This is a genomic window from Enterobacter sp. R-25 (genome assembly GCF_049913205.1).
GTDB lineage: Bacteria > Pseudomonadota > Gammaproteobacteria > Enterobacterales > Enterobacteriaceae > Enterobacter > Enterobacter ludwigii.
On record NZ_CP183982.1, the window covers coordinates 208,750 to 226,725 of the forward strand.

Consider the following 17,976-nt stretch of genomic DNA (forward strand, 5'->3'; position numbering starts at 1 on the left):
TCAATAAAAAAACCGGCGCTAAGCCGGTTTTTTTATGTCTGCGTGATTACTTGCGCAGACGGATCTGGTCGACAGCGTGTTTCTCACTCTTGGTGAGGATCAGGCTGGCGCGCTCACGTGTGGGCAGAATGTTCTCTTTCAGGTTCACGTAGTTGATCTCATTCCACAGCCCTCGCGCCACATTAATGGCTTCTTCTTCAGAGAGCTGGGCGTAGTGGTGGAAATAGGAGTCAGGATCGGTGAACGCCCCTTCGCGGAACTTCAGGAAGCGGTTGATATACCAGTTCTGCAGCAGGTCTTCCGGCGCATCGACATAAATAGAGAAATCGACGAAGTCAGAGACAAACACATGATGGGGATCGTGAGGATAATCCATCCCGCTTTGCAGGACGTTTAACCCTTCGAGGATCAGGATATCCGGCTGAACCACCGTTTTGTCTCCACCCGGGATGCGATCGTAGATCAGGTGCGAATAGACCGGAGCAGTCACGTTAGGCGCGCCCGATTTCAGGTCAGAGACAAACTTCACCAGACGGTGCATATCATAAGAGAGCGGGAAGCCCTTCTTCTTCATTAGCCCGCGTTCCTTTAACACCTCATTCGGGTGCAGGAAACCGTCAGTGGTGATGAGCTCCACGCTGCGGTGTTCTGGCCAGCGGCTCAGTAACGCCTGCAATACACGTGCGGTGGTGCTTTTACCGACGGCCACGCTGCCTGCAATGCTGATGATATAAGGAATGCGTTGGCCGTTCGTCCCGAGGAACTGCTCCAGCACCGCCTGACGGCGCAGGTTGGAGCTGATATAGAAGTTAAGCAAGCGCGAGAGTGGTAAATAGATTTCTGCCACTTCTTCCAGCGACAGATCTTCGTTTATCCCCTTTAACCGTGCGATTTCGCCTTCCGTCAGCGTCATCGGGACGGAGTCACGCAGTGCAGCCCACTGGCTACGGTTAAACTGAAGATAAGGTGTCATTAACGTTTGCTCTTTTTTGCTCATAAGCATGCTTCAGTGAGCCAGCACAACACAGCGCGTCCGGGCTCAACATAGTTAATTTTGGACAATGGGCAGGAGGTTAACACCAGATGACAGGAATAATAAGAAAAAATATGGGGAAGCGATGCTTTACGCGGGAGTCATCACGATACGGTATAAGTGGTGTAAATCGGGCGCTGATGTTGAATTTTTGACCTTGAGTGGATGAATTTACAGCGGTTAACCCTGGTTTCGAATAAAATGTGAGCGAAAGAACGTTTTATGCAATTTTTTAGTTGCATGACTGCGCATGTCTCCATAGAATGCGCGCTACTTGATGCCGACTTAGCTCAGTAGGTAGAGCAACTGACTTGTAATCAGTAGGTCACCAGTTCGATTCCGGTAGTCGGCACCATCAAGTCCGGTGGGGTTCCCGAGCGGCCAAAGGGAGCAGACTGTAAATCTGCCGTCACAGACTTCGAAGGTTCGAATCCTTCCCCCACCACCACTTTCTGGCAGCGTTAAGCCGCCGGAGCTGGTTTGAAAATTGAATCAGCTCGAACCTAAAAAGAGAGAAATCTCTTTTTTTGTTACAGAAAGAACTGGGTAGCCGAGTTTCAGGATGCGGGCATCGTATAATGGCTATTACCTCAGCCTTCCAAGCTGATGATGCGGGTTCGATTCCCGCTGCCCGCTCCAATACGTGCTGATATGGCTCAGTTGGTAGAGCGCACCCTTGGTAAGGGTGAGGTCCCCAGTTCGACTCTGGGTATCAGCACCACTTCACTTCTCCTTCCCGTTTCTCTCTGTTTCAATTTTACTGTATTCAACAATTCAGGCATTTCGCCTGGTTGATGTGGTGATATCACCGATTTATCCGTGTCTTAGAGGGACAATCGATGTCTAAAGAAAAGTTTGAACGTACAAAACCGCACGTTAACGTCGGTACTATCGGCCACGTTGACCATGGTAAAACAACGCTGACCGCTGCAATCACTACCGTTCTGGCTAAAACCTACGGTGGTTCTGCTCGTGCATTCGACCAGATCGATAACGCACCAGAAGAAAAAGCTCGTGGTATCACCATCAACACCTCTCACGTTGAGTACGACACCCCGACTCGCCACTACGCACACGTAGACTGCCCAGGCCACGCCGACTATGTTAAAAACATGATCACCGGTGCTGCGCAGATGGACGGCGCGATCCTGGTTGTTGCTGCGACTGACGGCCCAATGCCTCAGACTCGTGAGCACATCCTGCTGGGTCGTCAGGTAGGCGTTCCTTACATCATCGTGTTCCTGAACAAATGTGACATGGTTGATGACGAAGAGCTGCTGGAACTGGTAGAGATGGAAGTTCGTGAACTGCTGTCTCAGTACGATTTCCCAGGCGACGACACTCCAATCGTTCGTGGTTCCGCGCTGAAAGCGCTGGAAGGCGAAGCAGAGTGGGAAGCGAAAATCATCGAACTGGCTGGCTTCTTGGATTCTTACATCCCAGAACCAGAGCGTGCGATTGACAAGCCGTTCCTGCTGCCAATCGAAGACGTATTCTCCATCTCCGGTCGTGGTACCGTTGTTACCGGTCGTGTTGAGCGCGGTATCATCAAAGTTGGCGAAGAAGTTGAAATCGTTGGTATCAAAGAGACTGCTAAGTCTACCTGTACTGGCGTTGAAATGTTCCGCAAACTGCTGGACGAAGGCCGTGCTGGTGAGAACGTAGGTGTTCTGCTGCGTGGTATCAAACGTGAAGAAATCGAACGTGGTCAGGTACTGGCTAAGCCAGGCTCAATCAAGCCACACACCAAGTTCGAATCTGAAGTGTACATCCTGTCCAAAGACGAAGGCGGCCGTCATACTCCGTTCTTCAAAGGCTACCGTCCACAGTTCTACTTCCGTACAACTGACGTGACCGGTACCATTGAACTGCCAGAAGGCGTTGAGATGGTAATGCCAGGCGACAACATCAAGATGGTTGTGACGCTGATCCACCCAATCGCGATGGACGACGGTCTGCGTTTCGCAATCCGTGAAGGTGGCCGTACCGTTGGCGCGGGCGTGGTTGCTAAAGTTCTCGGCTAATTGCTGATAACATTTGACGCAATGCGCAATAAAAGGGCATCATTTGATGCCCTTTTTGCACGCTTTCAGATCAGAACCTGGCTCATCAGTGATTAAATTTGTCATAATCATTGCTGAGACAGGCTCTGCAGAGAGCGTATAATCCGAAAAGCGAATTAGCATTTCGATTTGGTTTGCCTCGCAATAGCGGGGTGAAAATGTTTGTAGAATACTTCTGACAGGTTGGTTTATGAGTGCGAATACCGAAGCTCAAGGGAGCGGGCGCGGCCTGGAAGCGATGAAATGGGTAGTCGTAGCCGTGCTGCTGATTGTAGCGATTGTCGGCAACTACCTTTATCGTGACATGATGCTGCCGCTACGCGCGCTTGCAGTGGTAATTCTGATTGCTGCAGCGGGTGGTGTCGCGCTGTTGACGACAAAAGGCAAAGCGACTGTCGCTTTTGCTCGCGAAGCGCGTACCGAAGTCCGCAAGGTAATTTGGCCGACTCGCCAGGAAACATTGCACACCACGCTGATCGTAGCGGCGGTTACCGCTGTAATGTCACTGATCCTGTGGGGACTGGATGGTATTCTGGTTCGCCTGGTATCCTTTATCACTGGCCTGAGGTTCTGAGATGTCTGAAGCCCCTAAAAAGCGCTGGTACGTCGTTCAGGCGTTTTCCGGTTTTGAAGGCCGCGTAGCAACGTCGCTGCGTGAGCATATCAAATTACACAACATGGAAGAGTTATTTGGCGAAGTTATGGTTCCGACCGAAGAAGTGGTCGAGATCCGTGGCGGCCAACGTCGCAAAAGCGAGCGTAAATTCTTCCCGGGTTACGTGCTGGTTCAGATGGTTATGAACGACGCGAGCTGGCACCTGGTGCGCAGCGTACCGCGCGTGATGGGCTTTATCGGCGGCACGTCTGACCGTCCGGCACCAATCAGCGACAAAGAAGTTGATGCGATTATGAACCGCCTGCAGCAGGTGGGTGATAAGCCGCGTCCGAAAACGCTGTTTGAACCGGGTGAAATGGTTCGTGTTAATGACGGTCCGTTTGCTGACTTTAATGGCGTGGTTGAAGAAGTGGACTACGAAAAGTCCCGCCTGAAAGTGTCCGTTTCTATCTTCGGTCGTGCGACCCCGGTAGAACTGGACTTTGCCCAGGTAGAAAAAGCCTAAGCAGCGATCAAAAAAGCGACGATTTAATCGTTGCACAAGGCGCGAGATTGGAATACAATTTCGCGCCTTTTGTTTTTATGGGCTGCGGCCTGTAAAACGATTTTATTCACGGGGAGCCTCCTTGAGGCGTTATCACCCAATCAGAGGATTTTAGAATGGCTAAGAAAGTACAAGCCTACGTCAAGCTGCAGGTTGCAGCAGGTATGGCGAACCCAAGTCCACCAGTTGGTCCAGCTCTGGGTCAGCAGGGTGTGAACATCATGGAATTCTGTAAAGCGTTCAACGCCAAAACCGAATCCATGGAAAAAGGTCTGCCAATCCCAGTTGTTATCACTGTATACGCTGACCGTTCTTTCACTTTCGTTACCAAAACCCCTCCAGCAGCAGTTCTGCTGAAGAAAGCGGCGGGTATCAAGTCTGGTTCCGGTAAACCGAACAAAGACAAAGTGGGTAAAATTTCCCGCGCTCAGCTGCAGGAAATCGCGCAGACCAAAGCTGCCGACATGACTGGTGCCGACATTGAAGCGATGACTCGCTCAATCGAAGGTACTGCACGTTCCATGGGCCTGGTAGTGGAGGACTAAGAAATGGCTAAACTGACCAAGCGCATGTCCGTGATCCGTGACAAAGTTGATGCGACCAAACAGTACGACATCAACGAAGCTATCGCTCTGCTGAAAGAACTGGCTACCGCTAAGTTCGTTGAAAGCGTTGACGTTGCTGTTAACCTGGGCATCGATGCTCGTAAATCTGATCAGAACGTTCGTGGTGCAACTGTACTGCCACACGGTACTGGCCGTTCCGTACGCGTAGCTGTATTTGCTCAGGGTGCAAACGCTGAAGCGGCTAAAGCTGCCGGCGCTGAACTGGTAGGTATGGAAGATCTGGCTGACCAGATCAAGAAAGGCGAAATGAACTTTGACGTTGTTATTGCTTCTCCAGATGCAATGCGCGTTGTTGGCCAGCTGGGCCAGGTTCTGGGTCCACGCGGCCTGATGCCAAACCCGAAAGTGGGTACTGTAACCCCTAACGTTGCTGAAGCTGTTAAGAACGCTAAAGCAGGTCAGGTTCGTTATCGTAACGACAAAAACGGCATCATCCACACCACCATCGGTAAAGTGGACTTTGACGCTGACAAACTGAAAGAAAACCTGGAAGCTCTGCTGGTTGCGCTGAAAAAAGCAAAACCAACTCAGGCGAAAGGCGTGTACATCAAGAAAGTTAGCATCTCCACCACCATGGGTGCAGGTGTTGCAGTTGACCAGGCTGGCCTGAGCGCTGCTGCAAACTAATGCCTTTACGTGGGCGGTGATTTTGTCTACAATCTTACCCCCACGTTTGCTAACAAAAGTTAGCGGCTAAAAGATTTGTTCGTTGGAGCCTGGCCTAATCCAGGCCTCCGTCGAAGACCGCAGGTGTTTCGCAAGAAACTTAATGCCCTGCGTAGACGGTGACAGAACGCTAAGATTATTTTTGGATACTCTGGCTTGTTTCTGCTCACCGTATTAAGACGCTCTTTCCGTTGGGGAGAGTGAAGTGAGTTCCGGAACATGAGTTCCGGCAAACATCCAGGAGCAAAGCTAATGGCTTTAAATCTTCAAGACAAACAAGCGATTGTTGCTGAAGTCAGCGAAGTAGCCAAAGGCGCGCTGTCTGCAGTAGTTGCGGATTCCCGTGGCGTTACTGTAGACAAAATGACTGAACTGCGTAAAGCAGGTCGTGAAGCTGGCGTATACATGCGTGTTGTTCGTAACACCCTGCTGCGTCGCGTAGTTGAAGGTACTCCTTTCGAGTGCCTGAAAGACACGTTTGTTGGTCCGACCCTTATTGCATACTCTATGGAACACCCGGGCGCTGCTGCTCGTCTGTTCAAAGAGTTCGCGAAAGCGAATGCAAAATTTGAGGTCAAAGCTGCAGCCTTTGAAGGTGAGTTGATCCCGGCATCGCAAATCGATCGCCTGGCAACCCTGCCGACCTACGAAGAAGCAATTGCACGCCTGATGGCAACCATGAAAGAAGCTTCGGCTGGCAAACTGGTTCGCACTCTGGCTGCTGTTCGCGATGCGAAAGAAGCTGCTTAATCGCAGTTATCTTTATAAAGCATTTGCTTACGTATAAACTTATTCTGATTTTCAGGAACAATTTAAATGTCTATCACTAAAGATCAAATCATTGAAGCAGTTGCAGCTATGTCCGTAATGGACGTTGTAGAACTGATCTCTGCAATGGAAGAAAAATTCGGTGTTTCCGCTGCTGCTGCTGTAGCTGTAGCTGCTGGCCCGGTTGAAGCTGCTGAAGAAAAAACTGAATTCGACGTAATTCTGAAAGCTGCTGGCGCTAACAAAGTTGCTGTTATCAAAGCAGTACGTGGCGCAACTGGCCTGGGTCTGAAAGAAGCTAAAGACCTGGTAGAAGCTGCTCCAGCTGCGCTGAAAGAAGGCGTGAGCAAAGACGACGCAGAAGCACTGAAAAAATCTCTGGAAGAAGCTGGCGCTGAAGTTGAAGTTAAATAAGCCAACTTTTCTGGTTGCAGCCTAAGTCATTAGGCTGATGGCTGGTGACTTTTTAGTCACCAGCCTTTTTGCGCTGTAAGGCATCAGTAGCATTTCACACTGTTTGACTACTGGTTGTCCTGACAATGCATGTTTCTATCGACGACTTAATATATTGCGACAGGGTGCGCGCTCTGTGTAAATCGCGACGAAATGATTTAAGCGTGATAGCAACAGGTATTGCGGAAAGTATTCAATTTTCCGGTCCACAAAATGGTGTTGCACAAACTGTCCCTTCGTCGGACAGATGGGTCGACTTGTCAGCGAGCTGAGGAACCCTATGGTTTACTCCTATACCGAGAAAAAACGTATTCGTAAGGATTTTGGTAAACGTCCACAAGTTCTGGACATTCCATATCTCCTTTCTATCCAGCTTGACTCGTTCCAGAAGTTTATCGAGCAAGATCCTGAAGGGCAGTACGGCCTGGAAGCAGCCTTCCGTTCCGTGTTCCCGATTCAGAGCTACAGCGGTAACTCCGAGCTGCAGTACGTCAGCTACCGCCTTGGCGAACCGGTGTTTGACGTTCAGGAATGTCAGATCCGTGGCGTGACCTATTCCGCACCGCTGCGCGTAAAACTGCGTCTGGTGATCTATGAGCGCGAAGCGCCAGAAGGCACCGTAAAAGACATTAAAGAACAAGAAGTCTACATGGGTGAAATTCCACTCATGACAGACAACGGTACTTTCGTCATCAACGGTACTGAGCGTGTTATCGTTTCCCAGCTGCATCGTAGCCCGGGTGTCTTCTTCGACAGCGATAAAGGTAAAACACACTCATCCGGTAAAGTACTGTATAACGCGCGTATCATTCCTTACCGTGGTTCCTGGCTGGACTTCGAGTTCGATCCTAAAGACAACCTGTTTGTCCGTATCGACCGTCGTCGTAAACTGCCTGCGACCATCATTTTGCGTGCGCTGCAATACACCACTGAACAGATCCTGGACCTGTTCTTTGAGAAAGTAATCTTTGAAATCCGCGACAACAAGTTGCAGATGGAGCTGGTGCCAGAGCGTCTGCGTGGTGAGACCGCGTCGTTCGACATCGAAGCCGACGGCAAAGTGTATGTGGAAAAAGGCCGCCGTATTACCGCGCGCCACATCCGTCAGCTGGAAAAAGATGATATCAAACTCATCGAAGTTCCGGTTGAATACATTGCTGGAAAAGTAGCCGCGAAAGATTACGTTGATGAATCAACTGGCGAGCTGATCTGCCCGGCGAACATGGAGCTGAGCCTGGATCTGCTGGCTAAGCTGAGCCAGTCTGGCCACAAACGCATCGAAACGCTGTTCACCAACGATCTGGACCACGGTCCTTATATCTCTGAGACTATCCGCGTCGATCCAACGACCGATCGTCTGAGCGCGCTGGTAGAAATCTACCGTATGATGCGCCCTGGTGAACCACCAACTCGCGAAGCGGCTGAAAGCCTGTTCGAGAACCTGTTCTTCTCCGAAGACCGCTACGATCTGTCCGCGGTTGGTCGTATGAAGTTCAACCGTTCTCTGCTGCGTGATGAGATCGAAGGTTCCGGTATCCTGAGCAAAGACGACATCATCGAAGTGATGAAGAAGCTCATCGATATCCGTAACGGCAAAGGCGAAGTGGACGATATCGACCACCTCGGCAACCGTCGTATCCGTTCCGTCGGCGAAATGGCGGAAAACCAGTTCCGCGTTGGCCTGGTACGTGTTGAGCGTGCGGTGAAAGAGCGTCTGTCTCTGGGCGATCTGGATACCCTGATGCCTCAGGATATGATCAACGCCAAGCCGATTTCTGCAGCAGTGAAAGAGTTCTTCGGTTCCAGCCAGCTGTCTCAGTTCATGGACCAGAACAACCCGCTGTCTGAGATCACGCACAAACGTCGTATCTCTGCACTCGGCCCAGGCGGTCTGACCCGTGAACGTGCAGGCTTCGAAGTTCGAGACGTACACCCGACTCACTACGGTCGCGTATGTCCAATCGAAACGCCTGAAGGTCCAAACATCGGTCTGATCAACTCCCTGTCCGTGTACGCACAGACTAACGAATACGGTTTCCTTGAGACGCCGTACCGTAAAGTGACCGACGGTGTTGTAACTGACGAAATTCACTACCTGTCTGCTATCGAAGAAGGCAACTACGTTATCGCTCAGGCGAACTCCAACCTGGATGACGAAGGCCACTTTGTAGAAGATCTGGTTACCTGCCGTAGCAAAGGCGAATCCAGCTTGTTCAGCCGCGACCAGGTTGACTACATGGACGTATCCACCCAGCAGGTGGTATCCGTCGGTGCGTCCCTGATCCCGTTCCTGGAACACGATGACGCCAACCGTGCATTGATGGGTGCGAACATGCAACGTCAGGCCGTTCCAACTCTGCGTGCTGATAAGCCGCTGGTTGGTACCGGTATGGAACGTGCTGTTGCCGTTGACTCCGGTGTTACTGCGGTGGCTAAACGTGGCGGTACTGTTCAGTACGTGGATGCTTCCCGTATCGTTATCAAAGTTAACGAAGACGAGATGTACCCGGGCGAAGCAGGTATCGACATTTATAACCTGACCAAATACACCCGTTCTAACCAGAACACCTGTATCAACCAGATGCCTTGTGTGTCTCTGGGTGAACCCGTTGAGCGCGGCGACGTGCTGGCAGACGGTCCGTCCACTGACCTCGGTGAACTGGCGCTCGGTCAGAACATGCGCGTAGCGTTCATGCCGTGGAACGGTTACAACTTCGAAGACTCCATCCTCGTCTCCGAGCGTGTGGTTCAGGAAGATCGTTTCACTACCATCCACATTCAGGAACTGGCATGTGTGTCCCGTGACACCAAGCTGGGGCCAGAAGAGATCACCGCTGACATCCCTAACGTGGGTGAAGCTGCGCTCTCCAAACTGGATGAATCCGGTATCGTTTACATCGGTGCAGAAGTGACCGGCGGCGACATTCTGGTTGGTAAGGTAACGCCGAAAGGTGAAACCCAGCTGACGCCAGAAGAGAAACTGCTGCGTGCTATCTTCGGTGAGAAAGCGTCTGACGTTAAAGACTCTTCTCTGCGCGTACCAAACGGTGTTTCCGGTACGGTTATCGATGTTCAGGTCTTCACCCGTGACGGCGTTGAGAAAGATAAGCGTGCGCTGGAAATCGAAGAGATGCAGCTCAAACAGGCTAAGAAAGACCTGTCTGAAGAACTGCAGATCCTCGAAGCGGGTCTGTTCAGCCGTATCTATGCGGTGCTGGTTGCCGGTGGCGTTGAAGCTGAGAAGCTCGACAAACTGCCACGCGATCGCTGGCTGGAACTGGGCCTGACCGACGAAGAGAAACAAAATCAGCTGGAACAGCTGGCTGAGCAGTATGACGAACTGAAACACGAGTTCGAGAAAAAACTCGAAGCGAAACGCCGTAAAATCACTCAGGGCGACGATCTGGCACCAGGCGTGCTGAAGATTGTTAAGGTGTATCTGGCTGTTAAACGTCAGATCCAGCCTGGTGATAAGATGGCAGGTCGTCACGGTAACAAGGGTGTTATCTCTAAGATCAACCCGATCGAAGATATGCCGCACGATGCTAACGGTACGCCGGTAGATATCGTACTGAACCCACTGGGCGTACCGTCTCGTATGAACATCGGTCAGATTCTGGAAACCCACCTGGGTATGGCTGCGAAAGGTATCGGCGATAAGATCAACGCCATGCTGAAACAGCAGGAAGAAGTCGCGAAACTGCGCGAATTCATCCAGCGTGCCTACGATCTGGGTACCGACGTTCGTCAGAAAGTCGACCTGAGCACCTTCAGCGATGAAGAAGTGCTGCGTCTGGCAGAGAACCTGCGCAAAGGTATGCCGATTGCAACGCCGGTATTCGACGGTGCAAAAGAAGCTGAAATCAAAGAGCTGCTGCAACTGGGTGGTCTGCCAACGTCTGGTCAGATTACGCTGTTTGATGGCCGTACCGGTGAACAGTTCGAGCGTCCGGTAACCGTAGGTTACATGTACATGCTGAAACTGAACCACCTGGTCGACGACAAGATGCACGCTCGTTCTACCGGTTCTTACAGCCTGGTTACTCAGCAGCCGCTGGGTGGTAAGGCGCAGTTCGGTGGTCAGCGCTTCGGGGAGATGGAAGTGTGGGCGCTGGAAGCATACGGCGCAGCATACACCCTGCAGGAAATGCTCACCGTTAAGTCTGATGACGTGAACGGTCGTACCAAGATGTATAAAAACATCGTGGACGGCAATCATCAGATGGAACCGGGCATGCCAGAGTCCTTCAACGTACTGTTGAAAGAGATTCGTTCGCTGGGTATCAACATCGAACTGGAAGACGAGTAATTCTCGCTCAAACAGGTCACTGGTGTCGGGCTAACCCCCGACACCAGATTGTGCTAACTCCGACGGGAGCAAATCCGTGAAAGATTTATTAAAGTTTCTGAAAGCGCAGACTAAAACCGAAGAGTTTGATGCGATCAAAATTGCTCTGGCTTCGCCAGACATGATCCGTTCATGGTCTTTCGGTGAAGTTAAAAAGCCGGAAACCATCAACTACCGTACGTTCAAGCCTGAGCGTGACGGCCTTTTCTGTGCACGAATTTTCGGGCCAGTAAAAGACTACGAGTGCCTGTGCGGTAAGTACAAGCGCCTGAAACACCGTGGTGTGATCTGTGAGAAGTGCGGCGTTGAAGTGACCCAGACCAAAGTGCGCCGTGAGCGCATGGGCCACATCGAACTGGCATCTCCAACTGCGCACATCTGGTTCCTGAAATCTCTGCCGTCCCGTATCGGCCTGCTGCTGGATATGCCGCTGCGCGATATCGAACGTGTTCTGTACTTCGAATCTTATGTGGTTATCGAAGGCGGTATGACGAATCTGGAACGCCACCAGATTCTGACCGAAGAACAGTATCTGGACGCGCTGGAAGAGTTCGGTGACGAATTCGACGCGAAGATGGGTGCGGAAGCTATTCAGGCCCTGCTGAAAAGCATGGACCTGGAGCAAGAGTGCGAGCAGCTGCGTGAAGAGCTGAACGAAACCAACTCCGAAACCAAGCGTAAAAAGCTGACCAAGCGTATCAAACTGCTGGAAGCATTCGTTCAGTCTGGGAACAAACCAGAGTGGATGATCCTGACCGTTCTGCCGGTTCTGCCGCCAGATCTGCGTCCGCTGGTTCCGCTGGATGGTGGTCGTTTCGCAACGTCGGATCTAAACGATCTGTATCGTCGCGTTATCAACCGTAACAACCGTCTGAAACGTCTGCTGGATCTGGCTGCGCCGGACATCATCGTACGTAACGAAAAACGTATGCTGCAGGAAGCGGTAGATGCCCTGCTGGATAACGGTCGTCGCGGTCGTGCGATCACCGGTTCTAACAAACGTCCTCTGAAATCTTTGGCCGATATGATCAAAGGTAAACAGGGTCGTTTCCGTCAGAACCTGCTCGGTAAGCGTGTTGACTACTCCGGTCGTTCTGTTATCACCGTAGGTCCATACCTGCGTCTGCATCAGTGCGGTCTGCCGAAGAAAATGGCACTGGAGCTGTTCAAACCGTTCATCTACGGCAAGCTGGAACTGCGTGGCCTGGCCACCACCATCAAAGCCGCTAAGAAAATGGTTGAGCGTGAAGAAGCTGTCGTTTGGGATATCCTGGACGAAGTTATCCGCGAACACCCGGTACTGCTGAACCGTGCACCAACACTGCACCGTCTGGGTATCCAGGCATTTGAACCGGTACTGATCGAAGGTAAAGCTATCCAGCTGCACCCGCTGGTTTGTGCGGCATATAACGCCGACTTCGATGGTGACCAGATGGCTGTTCACGTACCGCTGACGCTGGAAGCCCAGCTCGAAGCGCGTGCGCTGATGATGTCTACTAACAACATCCTGTCTCCAGCGAACGGTGAACCAATCATCGTTCCTTCTCAGGACGTTGTATTGGGTCTGTACTACATGACCCGTGACTGTGTTAACGCCAAAGGCGAAGGCATGGTGCTGACTGGCCCTAAAGAAGCTGAGCGTATCTATCGCGCTGGCCTGGCCTCTCTGCATGCGCGTGTCAAAGTGCGTATCACTGAATATGAAAAAGATGCTAACGGCGAATTCGTTGCGAAAACCAGCCTGAAAGACACGACCGTTGGCCGTGCCATTCTGTGGATGATCGTACCGAAAGGTCTGCCTTTCTCCATCGTCAACCAGGCGCTGGGTAAGAAAGCGATCTCCAAAATGCTGAACACCTGTTACCGCATTCTGGGTCTGAAGCCGACGGTTATCTTCGCTGACCAGACAATGTACACCGGCTTTGCATATGCAGCGCGTTCAGGTGCATCTGTTGGTATCGATGACATGGTTATCCCAGAGAAGAAACACGAGATCATCTCTGAAGCGGAAGCCGAAGTTGCTGAGATCCAGGAGCAGTTCCAGTCTGGTCTGGTTACCGCGGGCGAACGCTATAACAAAGTTATCGATATCTGGGCTGCGGCGAACGATCGTGTATCCAAAGCGATGATGGATAACCTGCAAACCGAAACCGTGATTAACCGTGACGGCGTAGAAGAGCAGCAGGTTTCCTTCAACAGCATTTACATGATGGCCGACTCCGGTGCGCGTGGTTCTGCAGCACAGATTCGTCAGCTGGCAGGTATGCGTGGTCTGATGGCGAAGCCAGATGGCTCCATCATCGAAACGCCAATCACCGCGAACTTCCGTGAAGGTCTGAACGTACTCCAGTACTTCATCTCTACTCACGGTGCGCGTAAAGGTCTGGCGGATACCGCACTGAAAACAGCGAACTCCGGTTATCTGACGCGTCGTCTGGTTGACGTTGCGCAGGATCTGGTTGTGACCGAAGACGATTGTGGCACCCTCGAAGGTATCACCATGACCCCGGTTATCGAGGGTGGTGATGTTAAAGAGCCGCTGCGCGATCGCGTACTGGGTCGTGTAACCGCGGAAGACATTCTGAAGCCGGGTACCGCAGACATTCTGGTTCCACGCAACACGCTGCTGCACGAACAGTGGTGTGACCTGCTGGAAGCGAACTCTGTTGACTCTGTGAAAGTTCGTTCCGTTGTATCTTGTGACACCGATTTCGGTGTATGTGCGCACTGCTATGGTCGTGACCTGGCGCGTGGCCACATCATCAACAAAGGTGAAGCAATCGGTGTTATCGCGGCACAGTCCATCGGTGAACCGGGTACACAGCTGACGATGCGTACGTTCCACATCGGTGGTGCGGCATCTCGTGCGGCTGCTGAATCCAGCATCCAGGTGAAAAACAAAGGTAGCATCAAGCTCAGCAACGCGAAGTCTGTTGTTAACTCCGCAGGCAAGCTGGTTGTGACCTCTCGTAACACCGAGCTGAAGCTGATCGACGAATTCGGTCGTACCAAAGAGAGCTATAAAGTGCCTTACGGTGCTGTTATGGCGAAAGGTGATGGCGAGCAGGTTGCTGGCGGTGAAACCGTTGCAAACTGGGATCCACACACCATGCCGGTTATCACCGAAGTAAGTGGTTTCATCCGCTTCACTGACATGATCGACGGCCAGACCATTACTCGTCAGACCGACGAGCTGACCGGTCTGTCTTCTCTGGTCGTTCTGGACTCTGCTGAGCGTACTGCCGGTGGTAAAGATCTGCGTCCTGCACTGAAAATCGTTGATGCTCAGGGTAACGACGTTCTGATCCCTGGTACCGATATGCCTGCGCAGTACTTCCTGCCGGGTAAAGCGATTGTACAGCTGGAAGATGGCGTACAGATCAGTTCTGGTGACACCCTGGCGCGTATTCCTCAGGAATCCGGCGGTACCAAGGACATCACCGGTGGTCTGCCACGCGTTGCGGATCTGTTCGAAGCACGTCGTCCGAAAGAGCCTGCAATCCTGGCTGAAATCAGCGGTATCATCTCCTTCGGTAAAGAGACCAAAGGTAAACGCCGTCTGGTTATCACCCCAGTAGATGGCAGCGAGCCGTACGAAGAGATGATTCCTAAGTGGCGTCAGCTCAACGTGTTCGAAGGTGAACGTGTAGAACGTGGTGACGTGGTTTCCGACGGTCCAGAAGCGCCGCACGACATCCTGCGTCTGCGTGGTGTGCATGCTGTTACTCGTTACATCGTTAACGAAGTACAGGACGTATACCGTCTGCAGGGCGTTAAGATTAACGATAAACACATCGAAGTTATCGTTCGTCAGATGCTGCGTAAAGCAACCATCGATAGCGCGGGCAGCTCTGAGTTCCTGGAAGGCGAGCAGGTTGAATACTCACGCGTCAAGATCGCTAACCGCGATCTGGAAGCGAACGGCAAAATCGCTGCGACCTTCTCGCGCGATCTGCTGGGTATCACCAAAGCGTCTCTGGCAACCGAGTCCTTCATCTCTGCAGCATCGTTCCAGGAGACCACGCGTGTCCTGACCGAAGCCGCTGTAGCAGGTAAGCGTGATGAACTGCGCGGTCTGAAAGAGAACGTTATCGTAGGTCGTCTGATCCCGGCTGGTACCGGTTATGCGTACCATCAGGATCGTATGCGTCGTCGTGCTGCAGGCGAACTGCCAGCTGCACCGCAGGTAACTGCTGAAGATGCATCCGCGAGCCTGGCAGAACTGCTGAACGCAGGTCTGGGTGGTTCTGACAACGAGTAATCGTTGATTCAGCAAATAAAAAACCCGCTTCGGCGGGTTTTTTTATGTCTGCATATTTTTCAGTTTATCAGCGGTAGCCGACGATACAGTTCAATCATATCGCCCGCCAGGTCCTGAATGACCATCGCGTTCATCAGGTGATCCTGAGAGTGGACGGTGATCAGGTTAACCGGCAGCTTTCCGGTCCCTTCATCAAGACCAATCAGCTGCGTCTGGATGGTGTGGGCATGTTTCACGTATTCACGCGACTCTTCCATCGCCTTTTCGGCTTCGTCAAAGTCACCTTTACGGGCCATCTGCAACGCCGTAAGGGCAGCACTGCGCGCTGCTCCCGCGTTGACCAGCAGTTCCATGATCGTTGTTTCTAAATCTTCCACGGGTCACTCCAGTAATTTAAGCGCTTTTTCCAGGACGACATCACCTTTCATCATGCCGTAATCCATCATGTCGATCACCGCGACCTTTTTACCCAGCGGATCGGCCTGCGCCTGAAGTTTAGCCTGCTCGTATTTAACCTGTGGCCCCAGCAATACGATGTCAGCCGTCGCGATATTATCTTTAAACTCCGCAACCGGAACGGCCTTAATGGTGACTTCAACCCCTTTTTTCTGCGCGGCGTCTTTCATACGTTGAACCAGCATGCTGGTTGACATTCCCGCTGCACAGCATAAAACGATGTTCTTCATAATCAGCCTCGATCTACATGTGTTTATTGATAATTATCCCGTGCAGACCGCTTCAACAACCGCTTTACCGCGATTGTGTGTCAGGCATCACAAAGAAATGGGTGATTTTCTGAAACCGGTTACAATTTTGCATGAAAGTGCACGCTGCCCGTCGAAACGGAAAGCGTGGGAGGGGTGAAATTAACGGATGGAGGTCTGAAGGATGCGGTTTTTACCCTGTTGTTTTGCGCTGTAAAGTGCGTTATCCACGCTCCCGACAAATTGCTCCAGCGGTTCGAAATGCCATTCCCCCAGGCCTGCACTGAACGTGACCTGCAGGTTTTCTTCCCGCCAGACGCGTTTTTCAATGGTGGTACGCCACGCTTCCAGCAACGAGATTGCATTAGCAATTTGCGCAGCCTGGAAGACCACCGCAAACTCTTCTCCACCGTACCGGTACACCGAGATGTGGTGCGGTTGCATGATCTGGATCCCTTCACGCGCCACGTTACGCAGGACAATATCGCCGCTAAGGTGGCCCCAGGTATCGTTGATTGATTTGAAGTTATCGATGTCCACCAGCGCCAGTGCGAAAGGCTGTTGAGCCGCCATTAACTCTTCCACATCGGTATCGAACGCGCGGCGGTTTTTGCAGCCTGTTAGCGCATCATGGGTTGCCTGGCGGACATATGCCATCTCACGCTCTTTATTCGACTGGATGGTATGACTCAGCATCGCTTCCAGACGCGGTGCCTGGCTGACGTCGCCAGTTTTGATGGCGTTGATAATATGCATTAACACGGTACGCGAGGCATGGCGAAGGTATAAACCGAAGAGAATGATAATAATTGCCGCCAGTGCAAATCCCCAGCCAACGATAGTGGTTTCGTGGCGGGTAATATCCGTCAGGGTCGCGCCAGAGACCCGGTAGATGACAAACCAATCCGGGTTAGTGAAGGAGTAGTAGTAATACCAGGTTTTACTTTTCCGGTCGTATAAATGCCCCTCGCCGCTGGTCATTTTGTCCATCAGCGCTTCGCTCACGTATTTTTTGAACAGCGCGCCCGTGTCAGGATGAAGCACCACGGTTCCATCGCGCTCGACGACGAAGAATTCCCCTTGTACAGGAGCCACCATCTGTCGAAGGGTATACCCCATCGACGCCAAATCAAGATGAAAGGCGAGGGTTCCCTTGAGTCTGCCTTCTGTTGAAATCAACGGCTTATAAAGCGTGACTGTTGGATGCCCGGTAAAGTAGTCCATATAAGGGTGGGTATAATGGCTGAAAATACTGGCTTCCGCGTGGGCGACAAACCACGGGCGCGTCCGCGGATCGACGTTTTTACTCTTTTCCGTGGGAGGCGCTTCTGGAGCGTGCAAATAATGCCCCTCCGTGTCGGCCAGCGAGATGGATGACACGGTCGGCATCAGGTTTTGCAAATGCATCAACATCTGCAACCCTTGCGTCGGGTTGACGTTCAGCGTCTCATTCAGTATCTCGTTGCGGGAAAAGTACATCGCAGAACGACCAAGAATATAGTCGTTTTCACGCAACATTGATTCGGTATAGTTAACCGCCAGATTATGCGTAAAATTACCATTAATTTTATGATAATCCTCAAGAAAATCCTTTCGCTGCGAAAGCGTAACCACGACAGCGATCAGTGCAAAACTGCACAGTATCCCCGCGAAGCTGGCCATTATTGGCCGGGTAAAAGAGAGTTTTTTGCTGTGAAGTGCCATGAGTTGTACATCATTCCTGAGGGTGAATGCTTTTCGTCTGCCGATATCCTCTCAGCATAGTCGCAGTCCTGCGGTTAGCTGTGAATTATACGGAACACGATTTCAGACGAGATGATTTATCTTAAGAATGGCTAAGAAATTACTCATAAAATCAGAAATTCAGTGTGCACGATAAGTCAGAGGCAGGGCG

13 protein-coding genes and 4 tRNA genes are annotated in these 17,976 nt (G+C 51.7%); 13 read left to right on the top strand and 4 right to left on the bottom strand.

The features are described from left to right. Window positions 1-46: 46 nt before the first annotated feature. Window positions 47-997 (bottom strand): type I pantothenate kinase, encoded by a 951-nt coding sequence (coaA, locus tag ACN9MQ_RS01000; protein WP_025206418.1) that lies wholly within the window; start codon window positions 995-997, stop codon window positions 47-49. 315 nt (window positions 998-1,312) lie between these two features. Between coaA and ACN9MQ_RS01005 the strand changes: the two genes are divergently transcribed. From ACN9MQ_RS01005 to rpoC, 13 genes are all read left to right on the top strand, one after another. Next, a tRNA-Thr gene (locus ACN9MQ_RS01005) sits at window positions 1,313-1,388 on the top strand. A gap of 8 nt (window positions 1,389-1,396) precedes the next feature. After that, window positions 1,397-1,481: transfer RNA gene (locus ACN9MQ_RS01010), tRNA-Tyr, on the top strand. A 116-nt stretch (window positions 1,482-1,597) separates the two neighbouring features. Beyond that, window positions 1,598-1,672 (top strand) — tRNA-Gly (locus ACN9MQ_RS01015). A gap of 6 nt (window positions 1,673-1,678) precedes the next feature. Beyond that, window positions 1,679-1,754: transfer RNA gene (locus tag ACN9MQ_RS01020), tRNA-Thr, on the top strand. A gap of 118 nt (window positions 1,755-1,872) precedes the next feature. Continuing rightward, entirely contained in the window at window positions 1,873-3,057 is a 1,185-nt protein-coding gene (gene tuf, locus ACN9MQ_RS01025; RefSeq protein ID WP_023326212.1) for an elongation factor Tu, read from the top strand. Window positions 3,058-3,286: 229 nt separating this feature from the next. After that, on the top strand, window positions 3,287-3,670 hold the full coding sequence (gene secE / locus ACN9MQ_RS01030) for a preprotein translocase subunit SecE (RefSeq protein WP_003862342.1): 384 nt from the start codon (window positions 3,287-3,289) through the stop codon (window positions 3,668-3,670). Between the two features lies 1 nt (window position 3,671). Then, on the top strand, window positions 3,672-4,217 hold the full coding sequence (nusG, locus tag ACN9MQ_RS01035) for a transcription termination/antitermination protein NusG (protein WP_003862341.1): 546 nt from the start codon (window positions 3,672-3,674) through the stop codon (window positions 4,215-4,217). Window positions 4,218-4,372: 155 nt separating this feature from the next. Beyond that, the gene (gene rplK / locus ACN9MQ_RS01040; RefSeq protein ID WP_008808007.1) at window positions 4,373-4,801 is read left to right on the top strand and encodes a 50S ribosomal protein L11; all 429 of its coding nucleotides are present in this window, start codon (window positions 4,373-4,375) and stop codon (window positions 4,799-4,801) included. 3 nt (window positions 4,802-4,804) lie between these two features. Then, window positions 4,805-5,509, top strand: coding sequence for a 50S ribosomal protein L1 (gene rplA, locus ACN9MQ_RS01045; RefSeq protein WP_006810530.1), 705 nt, complete (start codon window positions 4,805-4,807; stop codon window positions 5,507-5,509). 291 nt (window positions 5,510-5,800) lie between these two features. Further along, on the top strand, window positions 5,801-6,298 hold the full coding sequence (rplJ, locus tag ACN9MQ_RS01050; RefSeq protein WP_004097644.1) for a 50S ribosomal protein L10: 498 nt from the start codon (window positions 5,801-5,803) through the stop codon (window positions 6,296-6,298). Window positions 6,299-6,364: 66 nt separating this feature from the next. Then, window positions 6,365-6,730 (top strand): 50S ribosomal protein L7/L12, encoded by a 366-nt coding sequence (gene rplL / locus ACN9MQ_RS01055; protein ID WP_014168154.1) that lies wholly within the window; start codon window positions 6,365-6,367, stop codon window positions 6,728-6,730. Window positions 6,731-7,049: 319 nt separating this feature from the next. Further along, window positions 7,050-11,078, top strand: coding sequence for a DNA-directed RNA polymerase subunit beta (gene rpoB / locus ACN9MQ_RS01060; protein ID WP_020882980.1), 4,029 nt, complete (start codon window positions 7,050-7,052; stop codon window positions 11,076-11,078). A 76-nt stretch (window positions 11,079-11,154) separates the two neighbouring features. After that, window positions 11,155-15,378, top strand: a complete 4,224-nt coding sequence (rpoC, locus tag ACN9MQ_RS01065) for a DNA-directed RNA polymerase subunit beta' (RefSeq protein ID WP_014168156.1) — start codon at window positions 11,155-11,157, stop codon at window positions 15,376-15,378. Between the two features lie 59 nt (window positions 15,379-15,437). On the opposite strand, the gene ACN9MQ_RS01070 is transcribed toward rpoC, so the two are convergent. The 3 genes from ACN9MQ_RS01070 to ACN9MQ_RS01080 form a co-directional block, all read right to left on the bottom strand. Beyond that, window positions 15,438-15,755: a PTS lactose/cellobiose transporter subunit IIA gene (locus tag ACN9MQ_RS01070; protein ID WP_014168157.1), complete on the bottom strand. Its 318-nt coding sequence runs from the start codon at window positions 15,753-15,755 to the stop codon at window positions 15,438-15,440. Between the two features lie 3 nt (window positions 15,756-15,758). Continuing rightward, entirely contained in the window at window positions 15,759-16,064 is a 306-nt protein-coding gene (locus ACN9MQ_RS01075; RefSeq protein WP_014068453.1) for a PTS sugar transporter subunit IIB, read from the bottom strand. A 180-nt stretch (window positions 16,065-16,244) separates the two neighbouring features. Continuing rightward, window positions 16,245-17,786: a sensor domain-containing diguanylate cyclase gene (locus ACN9MQ_RS01080; RefSeq protein ID WP_073397817.1), complete on the bottom strand. Its 1,542-nt coding sequence runs from the start codon at window positions 17,784-17,786 to the stop codon at window positions 16,245-16,247. Window positions 17,787-17,976 lie beyond the last annotated feature (190 nt).